This is a genomic window from Povalibacter sp. (assembly GCF_036735925.1).
GTDB lineage: Bacteria > Pseudomonadota > Gammaproteobacteria > Steroidobacterales > Steroidobacteraceae > Steroidobacter.
In genome coordinates this window covers 1-17351 of sequence record NZ_DAINNK010000091.1, presented here as the reverse complement: position 1 = coordinate 17351, position 17351 = coordinate 1, and the positions used below count along the sequence as shown (strand labels likewise).

Genomic DNA, 17351 nt, shown 5'->3' with positions numbered 1-17351 from the left:
AGCAATAATTCCGATCTGCGCTTGCGTCAAGCTGTGCATATGCGGACGCGGCCGGTACGAATGCCGATCGGCACTCACGCGGACATGTGTGTCGACAGACGTGTTCTTCCTCGCCCTCGGAGCCGGTGGCATAGTGGCGTCAACGGACCGCGCGGAGATGCGGATGACAACGTCTCATCGCAAATCCAGGTTGCGATGAGCATCACGGCGACGCTTTCGGTCCGCACGGTTCAATGACAGCGATTGCACGACTGCCGCCAACCATCAAGGGAGTTGATCTCGGGATGACGACACGTACGTTCGAGTTCTCGGAAGGCACCTCCAACAAGTTCTGGACCATCACACTTGGTGGCTGCACTCACACAGTGAGCTATGGACGGATCGGCACGGCGGGTCAGGCACTGACGGCCGAGTTCGCGTCCGAGGCCGAGGCGCAGAAGTCGCATGACAAACTCGTCGCCGAAAAGCTGAAGAAGGGCTATGTCGAGAAGAACGGCGACAGTTGCGTGCCCGTCACGCCATCCGCTTCCAGCACCGGACATGCCGTCCGCCAGAACATCGACCTGGATCTCTGGGCATTCAGCTACGTACCGTCACGGCGCGCCGCACCGGCACCGCAGGCTCCGGCACGGGCCTTCGACCTGCAGGACTGCCTGACACGTCTGCGGACCAAAGTGCGCGTGCAGCGATACGGCTGGGACTGGGATTACTCGCGCGCCATCCCCGACCGTGCGCTGGCGCCCGAGGAAGCCGAGCTCTGGCTCACGGCCATGACGATCGAACGACCCCACGGTACGCAGTCCCAGGCGCTCGCCGACATGCTGGAGACACGAGCCTATCGAGGAACGCTGCCCGAACCTTTAAATCTCGATGGCCGCTACGTCACCGCGCATGCGGTGCAGTGTCTCGCCGCTCTCGTATCCTCGAGCGAACTGTGCGAGCTGCTGCTGGACCCCAGCACCGGCGCCAGCCCGCAGACATGGCGCAGCAACGTTCCCGTGCTACGCGCCGGCTTCCGCAGATTCGTGCTGCCCTATCTGGACGACACGGCCATCGGCCAATGGCGCAACGCCACGAAAGCCGCCTGGAAAGCTGTGGGCGCCTGGCCCACCGCAAATCTCCACGTACTGCCAGCGCCGGCCTTTTATTTCGGCGCAATGCTGGGGCTGCACGAAGAAGTTCACGCAGTCGTGGAGCAGTGGCCGGACGATCTCTACGTCGGTCCCACGGGGGATCACACGGAACGCCAGCGTCCGCAGGAATTCGTCTGGGGAGTCGGCTCTGCCGATCAGGTCGCGCATCAGTTCCGGCGCCTGAGGCTGCCAATCAATACGCCCGCCGACCTCCAGACCTTTCTCGCGATCACGGACGTCGTTGCGCTCGACATCGTCGCGAACACCATCGCCGCGCGCAGCAACAAGGATCAGGCAGAGGAGCTGATGGAGTCGTTCGCGCGTATCCATACGCCGGAAGCCGCACCCCATGCACTCGATCTCGCGTTGAATTCCAAGGCGCCTAAGACGGCACGCGCATGGCTCGATAATCACCTGGACGAAGCCATCGTCGGACTCATGCCAGTCGCTGCCGGCAAGGGCAAGCTCGCCGACGCCGCCACCGAGTTCCTGAACAGCATGAAACGACGCGGACAGACGGATCGCATCACGACTCATCTCGGTGCTGTCGCACCAGACGTCGCGGAGTACATGCGTGTCAACGTACTCGACATCATCGAGGAACATTTACCGGTTCTGTCGCGTGAGGCCACTCCAGCCTGGTGGACCGAAGCACTCGCACAGGCGCCGGTCAAGAAATCGAAACCCGCACCCTGGACCAGCGACTTGCCCGCGATCACGCTGGGCGAACATGCGCTCGGACCGGATCACGTCGCCGAACTGCTGAGTGCGCTGCAGGCGAGCACCGTCGACCAGCCGCATCCGCTGCTGCGCCCATTGCGTGAACACGGCTCGCCCGAGCGGCTCGATGCGTTCGGCTGGAAGCTGTGCGAAAGCTGGCTCGCCGACGGCGCGCCCTCGAAGGACAAGTGGGCCTTCATCGCCGCAGGATTCCTCGGCGGCGACCGCACGGCGCTCAGGCTCGCGCCGCTGGTGCGCGAGTGGCCCGGCGAATCGCAGCACCCGCGCGCGGTGCTCGGCCTGGAAGTGCTGCGCAACATCGGCACCGACACGGCGCTGATGCAGATCAACGGCATCGCACAGAAAGTGAAATTCAAGGGACTCAAGGAGCGTGCCGTGCAATGCATGGACGCGATCGCTGCCGGCCGCAACATGACGCGCGCCCAGCTGGAAGACCGGATCGTGCCGGACTGCGGACTCGATGCGCGCGGCGAGCGTCAGTTCGATTTCGGACCGCGGCAGTTCCGGTTCGTGCTCGGACCGGAACTCAAGGCCATGATCAGGTACCCCGACGGCGTCACCAGGACGGACCTGCCGAAACCTAGCGCGAAAGACGACGCCGCGAAAGCGACGTCGGCGGTGGCCGAATGGAAACCGCTCAAGAAACAGATCGCGGACGTCGCCAGGATCCAGGCGGTGCGACTGGAGCAGGCCATGGTCACGGGACGGCGCTGGAGCGGCAACGAGTTCGATCAACTCATCGTCCGCCATCCGCTGATGGTGCATCTCGCCCGGCTGCTGGTGTGGGCGACGTACGGGCCTTCCGATTCGATCACTGCGACGTTCCGCGTCACCGAAGATCAGACGCTCGCCGATGCCTCGGACGAGCCGTTCGCACTGCCGCCCGACGCCAGCGTGGGCGTGCTGCATCCACTGCATCTCACCGGTCAGCAGGGCATGCTCGAACGGTGGGGCCAGATCATCGGCGACTACGAGATCGTGCCGCCGTTCGCACAGCTCGGCCGGCCGGCTTACCGGCTCACGGCGGAACAGATGGAGCGCAAGGAGATCACGCACTTCGAAGCGCGCGGCAAGCTGCCGGCACAGACGCTCGTCTTCGGTCTCGAAAAGCTCGGCTGGCAGCGCGGCGTGCCCGCGGATGCAGGCTGGGTCGGCGAACACTCGAAGCAGTTCTACGGCGCGAACCTCACGGCCGTAATCGACTACGAGGAAGGCTTTTCGGTGGGCTACTGGGAAGGCGCCGGCGAACAGACGATCAAGCGGGTCTTCTTCGTTCCCGGTCTCTACACCCCGCAGATGTATCCCGAACACAAGAACGCCGTGCGCCTCGCCGACGTGAACCCGATCGCGCTCAGCGAAGCGCTCGGCGATTGCGAACTGCTGCTGGCGAAAGCGAAGTAGTCGCGCGATGCCCGCATCAGCCTGGCCCGCCGAGGCGATCGTGTCCGCGCTGCATCGGCGCGATGGCACGCCGCTTCCTGCCGCCGACGTCGCGGCGCTGCTGCATCTGCTGCGCAACGGTCTGCCCGAATCCGCACGCCCGACGGCGCTCGATATGCAGCCCGTCCAGCCATGGCGCCGCAGTGCGTTGCCGCAGTCCGTGCGAACCGTGCTCGATGCGTTTCGCGAACGCTGCGGCGAGCAGGCACTCGACACCTGGATGGCCGCGCTCGTGCGCAGCTGGCTGCATGACATCGGCACGGGCACTGCACGCAAGATGCGCTGGGTCGTCCCCGGCGCAGCCGTGCTCGGCGGCGACGCCTGCGCCGCGCTCATCGGCCCGCATCTGCGCAGCGACAACTACCACCTGCGTTGCACGGGCGAAGTGGGCGTCTCGGCCCTGTTGGAAATCGGTACGCGAACTGCGCTGCTGGAACTTGCCCGCCTCGGCCGGAAGCTCCCCGGCAAACTTCGCGGCGAGGCAGCGCTGCGGACACTGCAGACCATCGCCGCCCGCGACGGACTCACACCGGAGCAGCTCGAAGATCGAATCCTTGCCGACGGCGGTCTCGACGCGGATGGCCGGCGCAGCTTCGACTATGGCCCCAGGCAGTTCGAGTTGACGCTCGACGAACACCTCACGCCGCTGCTGCGCGCCGCCGACGGTCGTCGTCTGACGAGCCTGCCGAAGCCGACTGCGAAGGATGACAGCGTCCGCGCTGCACAGGCGCGCGCCGAATGGAGAGTCGCAAAGGCGCAGATCACCCAGACATCGCGATGGCTCGCGGCGCGATTCGAGCGCGCAATGATTTCCGGCGAAACCTGGCCGGTCGGCGAATTCGACGCATACTTCCGCCGGCATCCGCTCGCCAGGCACGCGGTACGGCGCGTGTTGTGGATGAGCACGGGATCCGACGCAGGCAATGTGTGCTTCCGCGTCGCCGAAGACGATACGCTCGCCGACATGCACGATGCGCCGATCGAACTGCCGGGCGGCATGCATGGCATCCATCCCGTGCATCCCCTGGATCTGGCGTCCGATCGACTCGATGCATGGCGGCGTCTGCTCGCGGAGTACCGGATCGTCAGTCCCTTCCAGCAACTCGACCGGCCAGTGTTTCGTCCGCAACCGGCTCAGCTCGCGCAATGCAGCGTGACGTCATTCGCTCATGAGCGGTTCGAGGTGAAGGCGCTGGTGTTCCCGCTGGAGAATCGCGGCTGGCTGCGCGAGCGCCACCCGGACGACGGCATGCTGAAGCGTCACACCCGCGCCTTCGCGCGATGGAACGTGACCGCGTGCATCGAATACACACCAGGCGCATTCCTGGGGGATCTGCTCAACTCCGGCATCCAGACGCTGCGGTCTCTTTATTTCGTGGCGTCGGATACGCACGCTCATATGTCCCGCGCGCTGCTGCTGGGCAACGTGCCGCCGATCGTATTCAGCGAAACGCTGCGGGATCTTCACGCACTGCTTCCTGCCGACTGACCTCACCAACGCAATCACCATGGCCAAGTCCAGCATTTCCGCTTCTGCCCCCGACCGACTCCAGCGTCCGGCCGCCGAAATCCTTCATGCAGAGGAGCTTGCCCGCCTCGCGGCATCCGACAAGGACGCGCCGCGACCCGGTGGCTGGCGACTGACGCCGCGATCGGTGCTGCGCTTCATCCTCGGCGATCCGTCGCAGGACCTGCCGCCGAAGTTCGTCGGTACGCAGAGCTTCATCGAGCGCTGCATCGTCGCCCTCGCCACCAATCGCGGACTGATGCTGGTGGGCGAGCCCGGCACGGCCAAGAGTTATCTGAGCGAACTGCTCGCCGCCGCGATCAGCGGCGACTCGACCCTGATCATCCAGGGCAGCGCCGGCACCACGGAAGATGCGATCAAGTACTCCTGGAACTACGCGCTGCTGCTGGCGGAAGGTCCGACCGATCGGGCGCTCGTGCCCGCGCCGCTGTATCGCGGCATGCGCGACGGTCAGCTCGTGCGATTCGAGGAGATCACACGCTGCCCGCTCGAAATCCAGGACACGTTGCTGTCCATCCTGTCGGATCGGGTGATGGCGATTCCCGAGCGCGAAGATGCGGGACGCACGCTGTACGCCCAGCTCGGCTTCAACGTCATCGCCACGGCGAACACACGTGATCGCGGCGTCAACGAGATGAGCGCAGCGCTCAAGCGACGCCTGAACTTCGAAACGGTGCAACCGATCGCGAGTCTCGAAGACGAGATGACTCTGGTGCAGCGCGAATCCGCCCGCCTGCTGCAGCACGCCGGCATTCCGCTCACCGTGCCGGCGGACCTGACGGAGATCCTGCTCACGACCTTCCACGAACTGCGCACGGGCAAGACGGGCGATGAGGGCAAGGCGATGGAGCCGTTGAGCACGGTACTGAGCACGGCAGAAGCCGTCTCCGTGGCCTACGCCGCCGGCCTGCACGCGTACTTCTACGGCGGCGCACGCATCACGGCGGATCACCTCATGCAGAGCCTGCTCGGCTCGGCCATCAAGGACTCGCCCGAGGATCTGAAACGGCTGCAGCACTACTTCCATCACGTCGTGAAACCGCGCAAGCGCGGCCGCTGGCCGGAGTTCTACGACGCGAAGAAATACCTGCCGTGAACGGCGCGGCGCGCTCAACACGGCCCGCAGCGGCAGAGCTGCCGATGCTCGATGCGCGCCTGTGGTCGACCATCGAATCCGTCGTCTTCTTTCCGGTCCGGCATCACAGCCCGACCTGCGCGCGACTCGTCACGCAGCTGATCCGCGAGTTGCGCCCCGCCGCGGTGCTCATCGAGGGCCCGTCCGACTTCAATCCGCGCATCGCCGAACTGCTGCTCGACCACGAACCGCCGCTCGCGATCTACAGCTACTTTACGACGGCCGACGACGAACGCTGCGGCGCCTTCTATCCGTTCTCGGATTTCTCCCCGGAATGGACAGCGCTGCGAACGGCGCACGAAACCGGCGCGAGATTCGAGTTCATCGACCTGCCCTGGGCCAACGTCGCCCCGCTCGACCGCACGGCGAATCGCTACGCGGACGGCCGGCTCGGGCGAAGTTCATACACGTCCGACCTGTGCCGGCGGCTCGGCGTCGACGACTGGAATGCGCTGTGGGACACGCTGTTCGAAATCGATCCGGCACTCGACGTACCGACGTTCCTCCAACGGTGTCATTCGTTCTGCTTTCATGCGCGCGTTGCGGACGGCGGTGCGAGCGCCGCCGATCACGCGCGGGAGGCCCACATGCTGGCGCGGGTGCGTGCGGTCGCGAACGGCCTGGACGGCCAGGTGCTCGTCGTCACCGGCGGCTTCCACAGCTCAGCCCTCTTCGCGGGATGGCGCGGCATCGCGTTCGAGCCGGCTGCGACGGGGCTGACGACAGCCGGTGGCGACCCCGATGCCGCACCGATCGCAGAGCGGGGCCTCGCCCTGACGCCGTATTCCTATGAACGCCTCGATGAATTGACCGGCTACGACGCCGGATTGCCGCATCCCGGTTTCTATCACCGCGTATGGCTCGACCGGTGCGCTGACGGGTCCGGCGCAGGCTCCCATCGCACGCTGCTGGGTCAGGCCGCCTCGGCAATGCGGGCCCGCGGACAGATCGTCAGCACCGCAGATCTCATCGGCGTGGAATCGTTCGCGCAGGGACTCGCCACGCTGCGAGGTCACGCAACGGTGTGGCGAACCGACCTGGTCGACGCGCTGCTCGGCACCCTGGTGAAGGATGAACTCGCCACCGGCGGCCGGCACCCGTTTCTCGACGCACTGAATGCAGTGTTTCGCGGCGATGCGCGCGGACGCCTGGCACCGGGCACTCCGCTGCCGCCGCTGGTCGCCGACATCGCACGCACGCTCGCCGGATACGACCTGACCCCGGCGAGCCAGGAACGGACCATCGAGATCGACCTCGAAGATGCACGCGGTCGCCGCCGCTCGCAGATCCTGCATCGCGTGCGCATTCTCGATCTGCCCGGAGTCGCGCGCGTCGCCGGCACGGATTTCGTCGGCCGCGGCGATCTCGCGAAACTCTGGGAAACCTGGCGGCTGCGCTGGTCGCCCGAGTTCGATGCCGCCTGCATCCAGCGTGCACTCTACGGAGCGAGCCTGCTCGACGCCGCCGGCGCGCGCCTCGCCGAAGCGGCCGCCCGTATCGAACGCGATGCCGACGCGGCGGCGCGGCTGCTGCTCGATGCCTCACTGGCCGGATGGTCGCAGGGGTTCGCGCTGCTGCACGACCGCGTCGTGACGCTGGTACGCGCGGACGCCTCGTTTCCCGGCGTCGCACGCGCACTCCAGCATCTTTACTACCTGCATCGCTACGACGAATTCGTCACGGGCGCCGCACAGGCCGAAGTCGCGGCGCTGCTGACGGAATGCTATGTCCGCGCGACGTGGCTGCTCGAATCGCAGACCGGCGCCGCCGACCATGCCACCGTGAAAGGACTGCGTGCACTGCTGCATGCCGTGCTGACCGCGGGAGATGCGCTCGCCTGGGACCGCACCGAACTGCTGGCCGTCCTGCAGCGCATCGCCAACGCCGCCGAAACGCCGCCCCTGCTGCGCGGTGCGACGGCGGGCGCGCTCTGGTCGCTCGGCATGGGCGATCTGCACGACGTGCTCGCGCGCCTGCCGGTTGCGCCCGAGGCGCTCGGCGATTTTCTGCAGGGCGTCTTCGCGCTGGCTGGCGCGCGAGGAGTCACAACGGCACAGCGAACTGCTGCTGGGTATCGATCGAGTGCTGCTCCAGTTCGACGAGGATCAGTTTCTCGCAGCGCTGCCGTCGCTGCGGCTCGCGTTCACGTACTTCACGCCGCGCGAGAAGGATCATCTTGCCCGCGCGCTGCTCGCCGCAGTCGGACAGCACGACACGGCGCCGCTGCCCGCACTCGCCGTGAGCGCCGAAGAGGCCGCCCGGGCGCTCGCCTTCGAGGCCCGCCTGTTTCGCGAACTCGATCGGCACGGACTGCGCGGCGGACGCGGAGTGCACGGCCCATGAACGATCCCCTGCGCCGCAAGACCCGCTGGCGACTGGTGCTGGGCGCGGGCTCGGAGTCCTGTCTGGGCAGCCTGTCCGGGCAGGCCGCGGCACGCGACGAAGCGCTTGCCTATCTCTACGACCGTGAATACGGCGATGGTCGCAACGTGCGCCCGGGCGGACCCGGCAGCCTGGACGAATCGCAGCTCACGGTGCCCGAATGGATCAACGACGTGCACGAGCTGTTCCCCCGGCGCACGATCGAACGCATCGAGAAGGATGCGCTGGAACGCTACCAGCTCCAGGAAATGGTCACGAATCCGGACCTGCTCGCCCGCGCGCAACCCAGCCAGACACTGCTCAAGGCGGTGCTGCACACCAGGCACCTGATGAACGCCCAGGTGCTGGCGCTGGCGCGCCAGCTCGTGAGGCGCGTCGTCGAGCAGCTCATGGAGAAACTCGCCCGCGAAGTGCGCCAGCCGTTTTACGGCGCGCTCGACCGGCGACGCCGCTCCCTGCTGAAGGTGGCGAAGAATTTCGATGCGCGCACGACCCTGCGACGCAACCTGAAGAACTGGCAGCCGCAGGAGCGTCGTCTCGTCATCGACGCGCCGTATTTCCATTCGCGCGTGCGCCGGCAGACGGATCGCTGGCAGCTCATCCTGCTGGTCGACGAATCCGGCAGCATGATGGACAGCGTCATCCATGCAGCCGTGACTGCGGCGTGTTTCTGGCATCTGCGCGCACTGAAGACGCACCTGGTGCTGTTCGATACCGCCATCGTGGACGTGACCGCCGATTGCACCGATCCGGTGGAGACCCTGATGAAAGTGCAGCTCGGCGGCGGCACCGACATCGGACAGGCGCTCGCGTACGCGCATTCGCTGATCGAGAACCCGCGCCGCACCATCGTCGTGCTGATCTCCGATTTCTTCGAGGGCGCGCCCGTCGACCGGCTGTTCGGCGTCGCACGCCGCCTCATCGCCGACGGCGCTACGCTGCTGGGACTCGCGGCGCTCGACGCCGCAGCGCATCCCCACTACGACGAGAACGTCGCACGCCAGCTCGTGAACCTCGGCGCACACGTCGGCGCGATGACACCCGGCGAACTCGCCGAATGGGTCGCGAGGAAAGTGGGCTGATGCGCGCCGACCTGCTGGCATTGACGCCCGACGACCTGACCTCGTTCAGCAACCGCGGCCTGACGCGCCGCGCCGAGCACGAAGCAAGCGCGGGAACGTTGACCTGCTCGATCACGGAAGACGCCGACGGCACGGTCATCGTTCGCTGGTCCGACGAAGTCGAATGCCGGCTGCCCGCGGCTGTGCACCTGACGGAAAGCCGCTGCACATGTCCGGCGACGACGCTGTGTCGGCACATTCTGCGATCGATCTTCGCCTACCAGATCCAGTACGCCGCGCGGCCTGACGACGTGGTCGCGACCCGCGAGACACCGCCAGCGACCGGCTGGAATCCGGCGACCATCACCGACGAACAGCTCGCCGCCTGTTATCCGCCTGCGCAGTTCCAGCGCTGGCAACGCGAGTTTGCGGCCGGTCATGTCATCCAGCTGTGGACAGGCACGAAGCCGCGCGCGCTCATTCACACGCTCGGCTGCACGGTGAATTTCCTGGTGCCGCACGATCTGCGCTACGCGGCCTGCGATTGCGCCGCCGAGGCGGTGTGCGGCCACGTCGCACTCGCGGTCTGGGCATTCCGCCGTCTCGATGCCGATGCCGCCACCGGCCTGATCTCGACAATCGCCGCCGCGCCACTGCCGCCGACCGGGCTGCTGGACGAGATCGAACGCGATCTGGTCGCTCTCGCCGGCACGGGGCTCGCGCGCACCGCGCCGCTGCAGGTGGACCGCTGGCGCCGACTCGCCGAACGGGCACGCACCCAGGATCTCGTATGGCCTGCCGAAGTACTGCACGAACTCGCCGAATCGCACGCCGCCTATCTGGCGCGCGATGCACGATTCGACCCTCGCGAATTCACCGCGCTGCTGGCGGAACTGATGCAGCGCCTGGATGCGATTCGAGCCGCACGCACGCCGGTGCCGCACCTGTTCGTGCGCGGCACGCAACGCGATCGGGAAACCGAATTCGGGTCCGCGCGGCTCATCGGCATCGGCTGTTCGGTACGCACGACGCGGTCGGGCACGGAGATCGCCGCGCATCTGCAGGACAGCGATTCCGGCACGATCACCGCGATCACGCGACGGTTTGCCCATGCGGCGGATCAGACAGGCGCACCGCCGAAGCCGTTCTTTGAACTCGCCCGCAACATCGCGCTCAAGGGAGCATCGTTCGCGGCCATCGGTCGCGGGCAACTGCTCATCAAGGGCGGCCGACGCACGCCCTCCGGTCGGTTGGTACCCGGCCGCGCAGCGGCGAGCGTCGCACCGCAGTCTTACGCATGGGAAACGTTGCGGGCTCCGCTGCGAACCTCCGGCTTCGCGCAGACACGCGAGCAACTGCGCGACGCCGCACCGGCTGCACTGGGGCCGCGACAGGCCGGCACGCGACTGACTGTGTGCCCTGTCGCCCAGGCCGACGGTGTCCGCTTCGATGTCACACGACAGGAAACGCTCGCGCTGCTGACCGATCCGCTCGGCGAGAAGGCAACGCTCCTGCATCCCTACGTCAGCCGCGCAGCCTCCGGCTCGGAAAACCTGTTCGACGCCCTGCGCGCGGCGCCTGGCAACGTGCGCTTCGTGTGTGGGCATGCCGAACTGCGCGGCGCAACGCTCGTCATCCAGCCGCTGAGCGTGATCTTCGACGACAACGGCCAGCGCTCCTGCATCCAGCCGTGGACGGACGAGCCGATGCCGGCCGCGACGGGAAGCGAACTGCGTGTCGCCGATGCAAATGCGGCCGCCTCGCTGGATCCATTGCACGACTATCTCGACGAACTGCTCGACTGTCTCGCCGAACGCTGGCTCACCGGGCCGGCACGATCCTCTACCCCCTGGTCACGACTGATGACACTCGGCACGTCGCTTGGCGTGACGCGACTGGCCGATCTTGCAGGCATCGATGAACCCGCACGGCTGCTCGAAGTCACCGTGGTGTCTGATTTCGCGTATCGGGAATTCACGCGACTGAGCGGCTGAGCCTGCAGGATCCGGCGCGCGAATCAACCGCCGGAATCCGGACTTCAGGAAAGTCGGGAGCGAAATCAGGCCGTCAAGCGGTCCCTGCCGGCCGTCATGACGGCGCTGATGCGCTCGACGAACTCGGCAGCATCGTCATGCTGACGGCCGTAATCGGCGGCATGCTGAAGCGCGACATCGATTCCGGCGGCCGCCTGGTCCAACAGGCGCTGTGCCGCCCTGCTGTTCTTTCCCGTCACCTGCCGGACGAATTTCAGCAGACGCGCCCGATCCGGGAATTCCTTGCTGCCCGACAACTCGAGTGCCAGCGTGTCCCTGGGCATGTACGGGAGCGTGGAGACAACGTCGTAGGCCGGCGCCAAGGTGACTTCGTCTTCCGGGTGCCGGTAGATCACGCTGAAATTCTTCATGTGCGCGTCGCCGTTTCCCACCGCGCAGCTGTAGGCAACCATGAGCGCGAACTGGTCCTTCGCCCGCCCAAGCACAGTCGGCGATACGTAGTCCGCCATTCGCCGTGCAATGCCCTCATACGAACCATCGTAGCGACCGTGCGAGCGCCGGCCGTCGAGCACGCAGAAGTCCTCAAGGCCCAGGTACGCGCCATCGGCCAGGAGATCGAAACGCTCGACGATGAGGAACTGCCGATTCTCGGAGAGTTGTACGCGGGGCGTGTCGATGCCGGCAGCCGCGGCGCCCTGCGTGCAAATGAATTCGTTGGCGGCGAGCTCCGGGTACTCCCTCGCATCGAACGACTTCACGATGTGAGTGGCACCTCGGTGCGTGATCTTCCCGGGCGTCGGGATCTCGCGAATGAGCACCTTCGGCTGCATTCCGGAGATACCCGAATACGTGGCGAAGCGCTCCAGCAGGTCCGCAAACAGATCTGCCCCGCCCTTGTACGTCAGGATCTCTGCAAGGTCCTGCACGGGTACGTTCTCATCGATGGAGTCCTGCAGTGAATATCGCAACCGGCCGATCTGCGAGGCACCGACGATCTGCAGCAGATCCAGGTCATCGAACTCCGGAATGGTCTTCGCAAATTGCAGTCGCAGGCGCTCTCCAAGCGCGCCCTCGGGCAGATTCATCTCGAACAGCGGCAGCAGGCCGGCCATCGAGTCGTACTGATCGGCCCGCACCGGCATCGTGAGCGACACGGCGTTTTCAGGCGGCGTTTCCGTCCGGTATCCGAAAAGAAACGAGTCCGCCGCAACGTCCGACCGCACCAACGATCCGGCAGCCCGCCCGGCAGTGAACACATGGAGCGGCGGCTTCCTCACGGCCTTCGGCGCTCCGCCCGCAGGTCATCGATCGTCGGCCGGCCTTTGCGTGGGGCGATGGTGATCTCAAGCCCCACCCGTTCCAGGAGGGCGACCAGCTTGGCAAAGCCGATTTCCTCACACCGCCCGCCCTCGATGGCCGAAATGGTGGCGCGGCTCATCCCGAGCGGCTCCGCGAGCTGAGCTTGCGACAGTCCGGTTTTCTGCCTGGCCTGTTTGAACAGGGTTGCGAGATCGGCAAGTGATGTAATCACACTCATTAATGAATCTTATATGATGCATGTAACTTTATAAATCTAAATATGAATTACATATGATGCATATCGAGAATCGAGGCACGTTCTCGTGTGCGGTGTCCTTGACGGGCGTGGTTCTGACATTGATCTTTAAAGGACTCAAAATTTACTAATTTGGTCTCTTTAACGCCCATGCCAAAAAACAACACCGTCTTTCGCGCGCCCCCCGCAGAGGTCGAGAACGCACTCAAGCAACTGGGCACCCGGCTGCGGACCGCCCGCCTCGCCCGCAATCTGTCGATGGATCACGTGGCAGCCAAGCTCGGAGTAGGCCGCCGAGTCATAGCAACCGCGGAGGCCGGCAAGGCGGGGACCGCCGTGGGCGTCTATGTGGGCCTGCTATGGCTGTACGGTCTCGCAGCTCAGATCGACGACGTCGCCGATCCCGCGCGCGATGAGACCACGATGCGCGCGCTCGCCCAGCGCTCGAACGCCTATCCGACCAGCAAAGGGGCGCTCGACAATGACTTCTGAATGTTTTGTCTACCTCATGTTGCCTGGCGCAACCGACTTCGTGACAGCGGGTCGGTTCGTGCTGGCAGCCGATCGCAACGGATTGCCGTTCAGCCGTTTCGTCTATGGCCGCAGCTATCTGGCGCGCACCGACGCGGTGCCGCTCGATCCCATCGAATTGCCGCTCGGTGATCGCACGTTTGAAAACGTGCAACTGAAAGGCGTATTCGGCGCGCTGCGCGACGCGAGCCCGGACTACTGGGGCCGGCGCGTCATCGAAAAACATGCCGGCGTTGCCGCGCTGGGCGAACTCGACTACCTGCTGCAATCCCCGGACGATCGCGCAGGCGCCCTGGGCTTCGGTCTGAATGTCGAACCGCCGGCACCGAGACGCCAGTTCAACCGCACGATCGAACTGGCGCGGCTGCAAGAGCTGGCCGATGCCCTCCTGCGCGAGGAAATCGAACCAGACAACCGCGACCGGCTACAGGCGCAGGATCTGCTGTTGCTGGGCACGTCGATGGGCGGCGCCCGACCCAAGACCGTCGTCGAAGATGCGGGCGCGCTCTGGATCGCCAAGTTCAATCGCCAGGATGATCGCTGGAATCAGGCGCGCGTCGAACATGCAATGCTGCGTCTGGCACACGAATGCGGCCTGCGGGTCGCGCATTCGCGCGTCGTTCAAGTCGGCGAGTGCGACGTGCTGCTGGTGCGACGCTTTGATCGCGAGCGCAGCGACGCCGGCTATCTCCGCGCCCGGATGCTCTCCGCCCTGACCCTGCTGCGCACCGGCGATTCCCACCAGAATCGCGAGCGATGGTCGTATCTGATCCTCGCAGAGGAACTACGGCGCCTATGCGAGAACCCGAAGGCCGATGCGCGCGAACTCTTCATGCGCATGGTGTTCAACGCACTCATCTCCAACACCGACGATCACCCGCGCAATCATGCGGTCATCGCGCCCGGCACGTCGTGGCAGCTCTCTCCTGCATACGACCTGACCCCGATGCCCCACGTGGGCATCGAACGACGCGACCTCGCCATGACCGTCGGCGACCTCGGCCGACATGCAAGCGCGCAGAATCTGCGCTCGCAGTGCGCCCGCTTCCTGCTCACGCCAGAAGAAGCAATGAAGATCATCGACGGAATGGAAACCGCAGTCCGGTCTCGCTGGTACGAAGTCGCTCGCCGGGAAGGCGTCAGCGAACGCGACTGCGATAGTATTTCGCGGTCTTTCGTCTACGGCGGTTTCCGACTGGAAAATCCGGCCGTCGCGAAACCCTCCTGATCACGATTCCCGGAACCGCAGAAATTGTTGAATCCCAAGGACAAAAGCCCCGCCCCGGAGCTGCCCGATCCCTTCGCGGGGCATACGCCGGTAATGCAGCAGTACCTGCGCCTCAAGGCGCAGCACCCCGACACGCTGCTGTTCTACCGGATGGGCGATTTCTACGAGCTGTTCTTCGATGACGCGAAGCGGGCGGCGCGGCTGCTCGACATCACGCTGACGGCGCGGGGGCAGTCGGCGGGGCAGCCGATTCCGATGGCGGGGGTGCCGTATCACAGCGCGGAGTCCTATCTCGCGCGGCTCGTGCGCAAGGGCGAGTCGGTGGCGATCTGCGAGCAGATCGGCGATCCGGCGAAGTCGAAGGGTCCGGTGGAGCGGCAGGTGGTTCGTGTCGTCACGCCGGGCACGGTGACGGACGATGCATTCCTCGATGCGCGGCGCGACAACCTGCTGGCGGCGCTGTATCGCGAGCGCGATGGCTTCGGACTTGCGTGGCTCGAGCTGTCGAGCGGCCGGTTCAGCGTGCTCGAAGGAACGGGCGATGAAGCGCTGAGCAGCGAGATCGAGCGGCTGCGGCCCGCCGAACTGCTGCTGCCGGAACAGACGCCTGCCGCGGGTGTGCAATGTCACACACGCGAGCGGCCGATCTGGCACTTCGATCTGGAAACCTCGACGCGCACGCTGTGCGAACAGTTCGGTACACGCGATCTGTCGGGCTTCGGCTGCGATGGTTACGGCTTTGCGATCCGCGCCGCCGGCTGTCTGCTGCAGTACGTGCGTGATACCCAGAAAGCGGCGCTGCCGCATCTGCGCGGATTGCGCACGGAAGAACGCAGCGATGCCGTGCTGCTCGACGCCGCGACGCGTCGCAATCTCGAACTCGAAATCAGCCTGGCGGACCGGCCGGAATGCACCGTCGCCGCCGTGCTGGATCAGACGGCGACGGCGATGGGTGGGCGCGAGCTGCGGCGCTGGCTGCATCGGCCGCTGCGCGATCGGCGCACGGTCGAACTGCGATTGAGTGCGGTCGCAGCGCTGATCGATCAGGGCCTGTACTCGGCGCTGCACGATCTGCTGAATCATGTCGGCGACATCGAACGCGGCCTCGCACGCGTCGCACTGAAAAGCGCGCGACCGCGCGACCTGGCGCAGTTGCGCGATGCGCTGGCGAAACTGCCGGAACTGCAGCAACTGCTGGAGAAGGAAGAAGCGCCTTTGTTGCAGCAGTTGCGGCAGCAAGTCGGCACGTATCCCGACATTCACGCGCTGCTCGCCCGCGCCATTATTGAAAATCCACCGCCTATCCTGCGCGACGGCGGCGTGATTGCCGCCGGCTACGATGCCCAGCTTGACGAGCTGAAACTCATCAGCGAACACTCGGATCAATACCTGCTCGATCTCGAAACGCGCGAGCGCGAGCGCACCGGCATCCCCAGCCTGCGGCTCGGCTACAACCGCGTGCAGGGTTATTACATCGAGCTGAGCCGCAGTCTCGCGGACAAGGTGCCGCCGGACTATCACCGCCGTCAGACGGTGAAGAATGCCGAGCGCTACATCACGCCGGAGCTGAAGGAGTTCGAGGACAAGGTGCTCGGGGCGCGCGATCGGGCGCTGGCACGCGAAAAGCAGTTGTACGACGAACTGCTCGATCAGCTCATCGTGCGGCTGGCAGAACTGCAGAACACGGCCGCAGCGCTGGCCGCGCTCGATGTGCTGTCGAATTTCGCGGAGCGTGCGATGGCACTGCGCTATGCGCCGCCGACGCTCACCGACGAGCCGGTGATCGAAATTGCCGAAGGCCGCCACCCGGTGGTCGAGCGCTTCATCGATCAGCCGTTCGTTCCGAACGATCTGCAGTTCGGCGATGCACGCCGCATGCTGGTGATCACCGGCCCGAACATGGGCGGCAAGTCGACGTTCATGCGCCAGACGGCGCTGATCGTGATCCTGGCGCGCATCGGCAGCTATGTGCCGGCGACGGCGGCACGCATCGGCCCGGTCGATCGCGTGTTCACGCGCATCGGCGCGTCGGACGATCTCGCGGGCGGACGCTCGACCTTCATGCTGGAAATGACCGAGGCCGCCAACATCCTCAACAACGCCACCGAACACAGCCTGGTGCTGATGGACGAGATCGGCCGCGGCACCAGCACCTACGACGGCCTCTCTCTGGCGTGGGCCTGTGCGACGCACATCGCGAAGAACGTACGCGCGTTCACGCTGTTCGCGACGCATTACTTCGAGCTGACGTCGCTGGACAAGGAACTCGAAGGCTGCGCGAACGTGCATCTGGATGCGACGGAACACGGCGACAAGCTGATCTTCCTGCACACGGTGAAGGAAGGGCCGGCGAACCAGAGTTATGGATTGCAGGTGGCGGCGCTGGCGGGCGTGCCGTCGAAGGTGATCACGGCAGCGCGACGTTATCTGCAGGAACTGGAACGAAGATCGGCGGCGACGCAGGCAGCGACGCCGCAGCAGGAATTGCTGCTGGCGATGCCGGTGGAAATCGAGGAGCACGCGGCGGTGGCGGCACTGAGGGGTCTGGATCCGGATTCGCTGACGCCGCGGGCGGCGCTGGAGGCGCTGTATCGGCTGAGGGAGTTGGCGAAGTAATCTGGTC

General features: G+C 65.7%; 11 protein-coding genes and 1 pseudogene. 10 read left to right on the top strand and 2 right to left on the bottom strand.

Features of this window, described 5'->3' with window-relative positions; translation table 11 throughout:
- Positions 1-284: 284 nt before the first annotated feature.
- The 7 genes and pseudogenes from V7D81_RS20215 (at position 285) to V7D81_RS20195 (ending at position 11414) form a co-directional block, all read left to right on the top strand.
- Complete coding sequence (locus V7D81_RS20215; RefSeq protein WP_324319671.1) at positions 285-3275, top strand: WGR and DUF4132 domain-containing protein; 2991 nt, start codon at positions 285-287, stop codon at positions 3273-3275.
- 7 nt (positions 3276-3282) lie between these two features.
- Positions 3283-4803, top strand: a complete 1521-nt coding sequence (locus V7D81_RS20210) for a DUF4132 domain-containing protein (protein WP_324319669.1) — start codon at positions 3283-3285, stop codon at positions 4801-4803.
- Positions 4804-4822: 19 nt separating this feature from the next.
- Positions 4823-5938, top strand: a complete 1116-nt coding sequence (locus V7D81_RS20205) for an AAA family ATPase (protein WP_324319667.1) — start codon at positions 4823-4825, stop codon at positions 5936-5938.
- A gap of 44 nt (positions 5939-5982) precedes the next feature.
- A pseudogene (locus tag V7D81_RS23345) lies at positions 5983-7899 on the top strand (DUF5682 family protein); the annotation flags it as partial.
- Positions 7805-8320 (top strand): DUF5682 family protein, encoded by a 516-nt coding sequence (locus V7D81_RS23340; RefSeq protein WP_442958367.1) that lies wholly within the window; start codon positions 7805-7807, stop codon positions 8318-8320. The pseudogene V7D81_RS23345 and the gene V7D81_RS23340, both read left to right, overlap by 95 nt.
- Complete coding sequence (locus V7D81_RS23335; protein ID WP_349257704.1) at positions 8317-9441, top strand: VWA domain-containing protein; 1125 nt, start codon at positions 8317-8319, stop codon at positions 9439-9441. Before V7D81_RS23340 ends, V7D81_RS23335 begins: the two co-directional genes overlap by 4 nt.
- A complete protein-coding gene (locus V7D81_RS20195) occupies positions 9441-11414 on the top strand; it encodes a hypothetical protein (RefSeq protein WP_324319663.1) in 1974 nt (657 codons plus the stop codon). Before V7D81_RS23335 ends, V7D81_RS20195 begins: the two co-directional genes overlap by 1 nt.
- Before the next feature lie 65 nt (positions 11415-11479).
- On the opposite strand, the gene V7D81_RS20190 is transcribed toward V7D81_RS20195, so the two are convergent.
- Both V7D81_RS20190 and V7D81_RS20185 read right to left on the bottom strand, forming a co-directional pair.
- Entirely contained in the window at positions 11480-12670 is a 1191-nt protein-coding gene (locus tag V7D81_RS20190; RefSeq protein ID WP_324319673.1) for a type II toxin-antitoxin system HipA family toxin, read from the bottom strand.
- A 17-nt stretch (positions 12671-12687) separates the two neighbouring features.
- Complete coding sequence (locus tag V7D81_RS20185; protein ID WP_324319662.1) at positions 12688-12951, bottom strand: helix-turn-helix domain-containing protein; 264 nt, start codon at positions 12949-12951, stop codon at positions 12688-12690.
- A 168-nt stretch (positions 12952-13119) separates the two neighbouring features.
- On the opposite strand from V7D81_RS20185, the gene V7D81_RS20180 reads away from it, so the two are divergent.
- The 3 genes from V7D81_RS20180 to mutS all read left to right on the top strand — a co-directional run bounded on the left by V7D81_RS20180 (position 13120) and on the right by mutS (position 17344).
- Positions 13120-13461: a helix-turn-helix domain-containing protein gene (locus tag V7D81_RS20180; protein ID WP_324319660.1), complete on the top strand. Its 342-nt coding sequence runs from the start codon at positions 13120-13122 to the stop codon at positions 13459-13461.
- Complete coding sequence (locus V7D81_RS20175; protein WP_349257702.1) at positions 13451-14728, top strand: type II toxin-antitoxin system HipA family toxin; 1278 nt, start codon at positions 13451-13453, stop codon at positions 14726-14728. Before V7D81_RS20180 ends, V7D81_RS20175 begins: the two co-directional genes overlap by 11 nt.
- A 93-nt stretch (positions 14729-14821) precedes the next feature.
- Positions 14822-17344 (top strand): DNA mismatch repair protein MutS, encoded by a 2523-nt coding sequence (gene mutS, locus V7D81_RS20170; protein WP_349257703.1) that lies wholly within the window; start codon positions 14822-14824, stop codon positions 17342-17344.
- The last annotated feature ends 7 nt before the right edge of the window (positions 17345-17351 follow it).

Coding starts and splice junctions, on each gene's coding strand:
- V7D81_RS20215 (WP_324319671.1), top strand. CDS start 285: ATGACGACACGTACGTTCGAGTTCTCGGAAGGCACCTCCAACAAGTTC.
- V7D81_RS20210 (WP_324319669.1), top strand. CDS start 3,283: ATGCCCGCATCAGCCTGGCCCGCCGAGGCGATCGTGTCCGCGCTGCAT.
- V7D81_RS20205 (WP_324319667.1), top strand. CDS start 4,823: ATGGCCAAGTCCAGCATTTCCGCTTCTGCCCCCGACCGACTCCAGCGT.
- V7D81_RS23340 (WP_442958367.1), top strand. CDS start 7,805: ATGCGCTCGCCTGGGACCGCACCGAACTGCTGGCCGTCCTGCAGCGCA.
- V7D81_RS23335 (WP_349257704.1), top strand. CDS start 8,317: ATGAACGATCCCCTGCGCCGCAAGACCCGCTGGCGACTGGTGCTGGGC.
- V7D81_RS20195 (WP_324319663.1), top strand. CDS start 9,441: ATGCGCGCCGACCTGCTGGCATTGACGCCCGACGACCTGACCTCGTTC.
- V7D81_RS20185 (WP_324319662.1), bottom strand. CDS start 12,951: ATGAGTGTGATTACATCACTTGCCGATCTCGCAACCCTGTTCAAACAG.
- V7D81_RS20180 (WP_324319660.1), top strand. CDS start 13,120: ATGCCAAAAAACAACACCGTCTTTCGCGCGCCCCCCGCAGAGGTCGAG.
- V7D81_RS20175 (WP_349257702.1), top strand. CDS start 13,451: ATGACTTCTGAATGTTTTGTCTACCTCATGTTGCCTGGCGCAACCGAC.
- mutS (WP_349257703.1), top strand. CDS start 14,822: ATGCAGCAGTACCTGCGCCTCAAGGCGCAGCACCCCGACACGCTGCTG.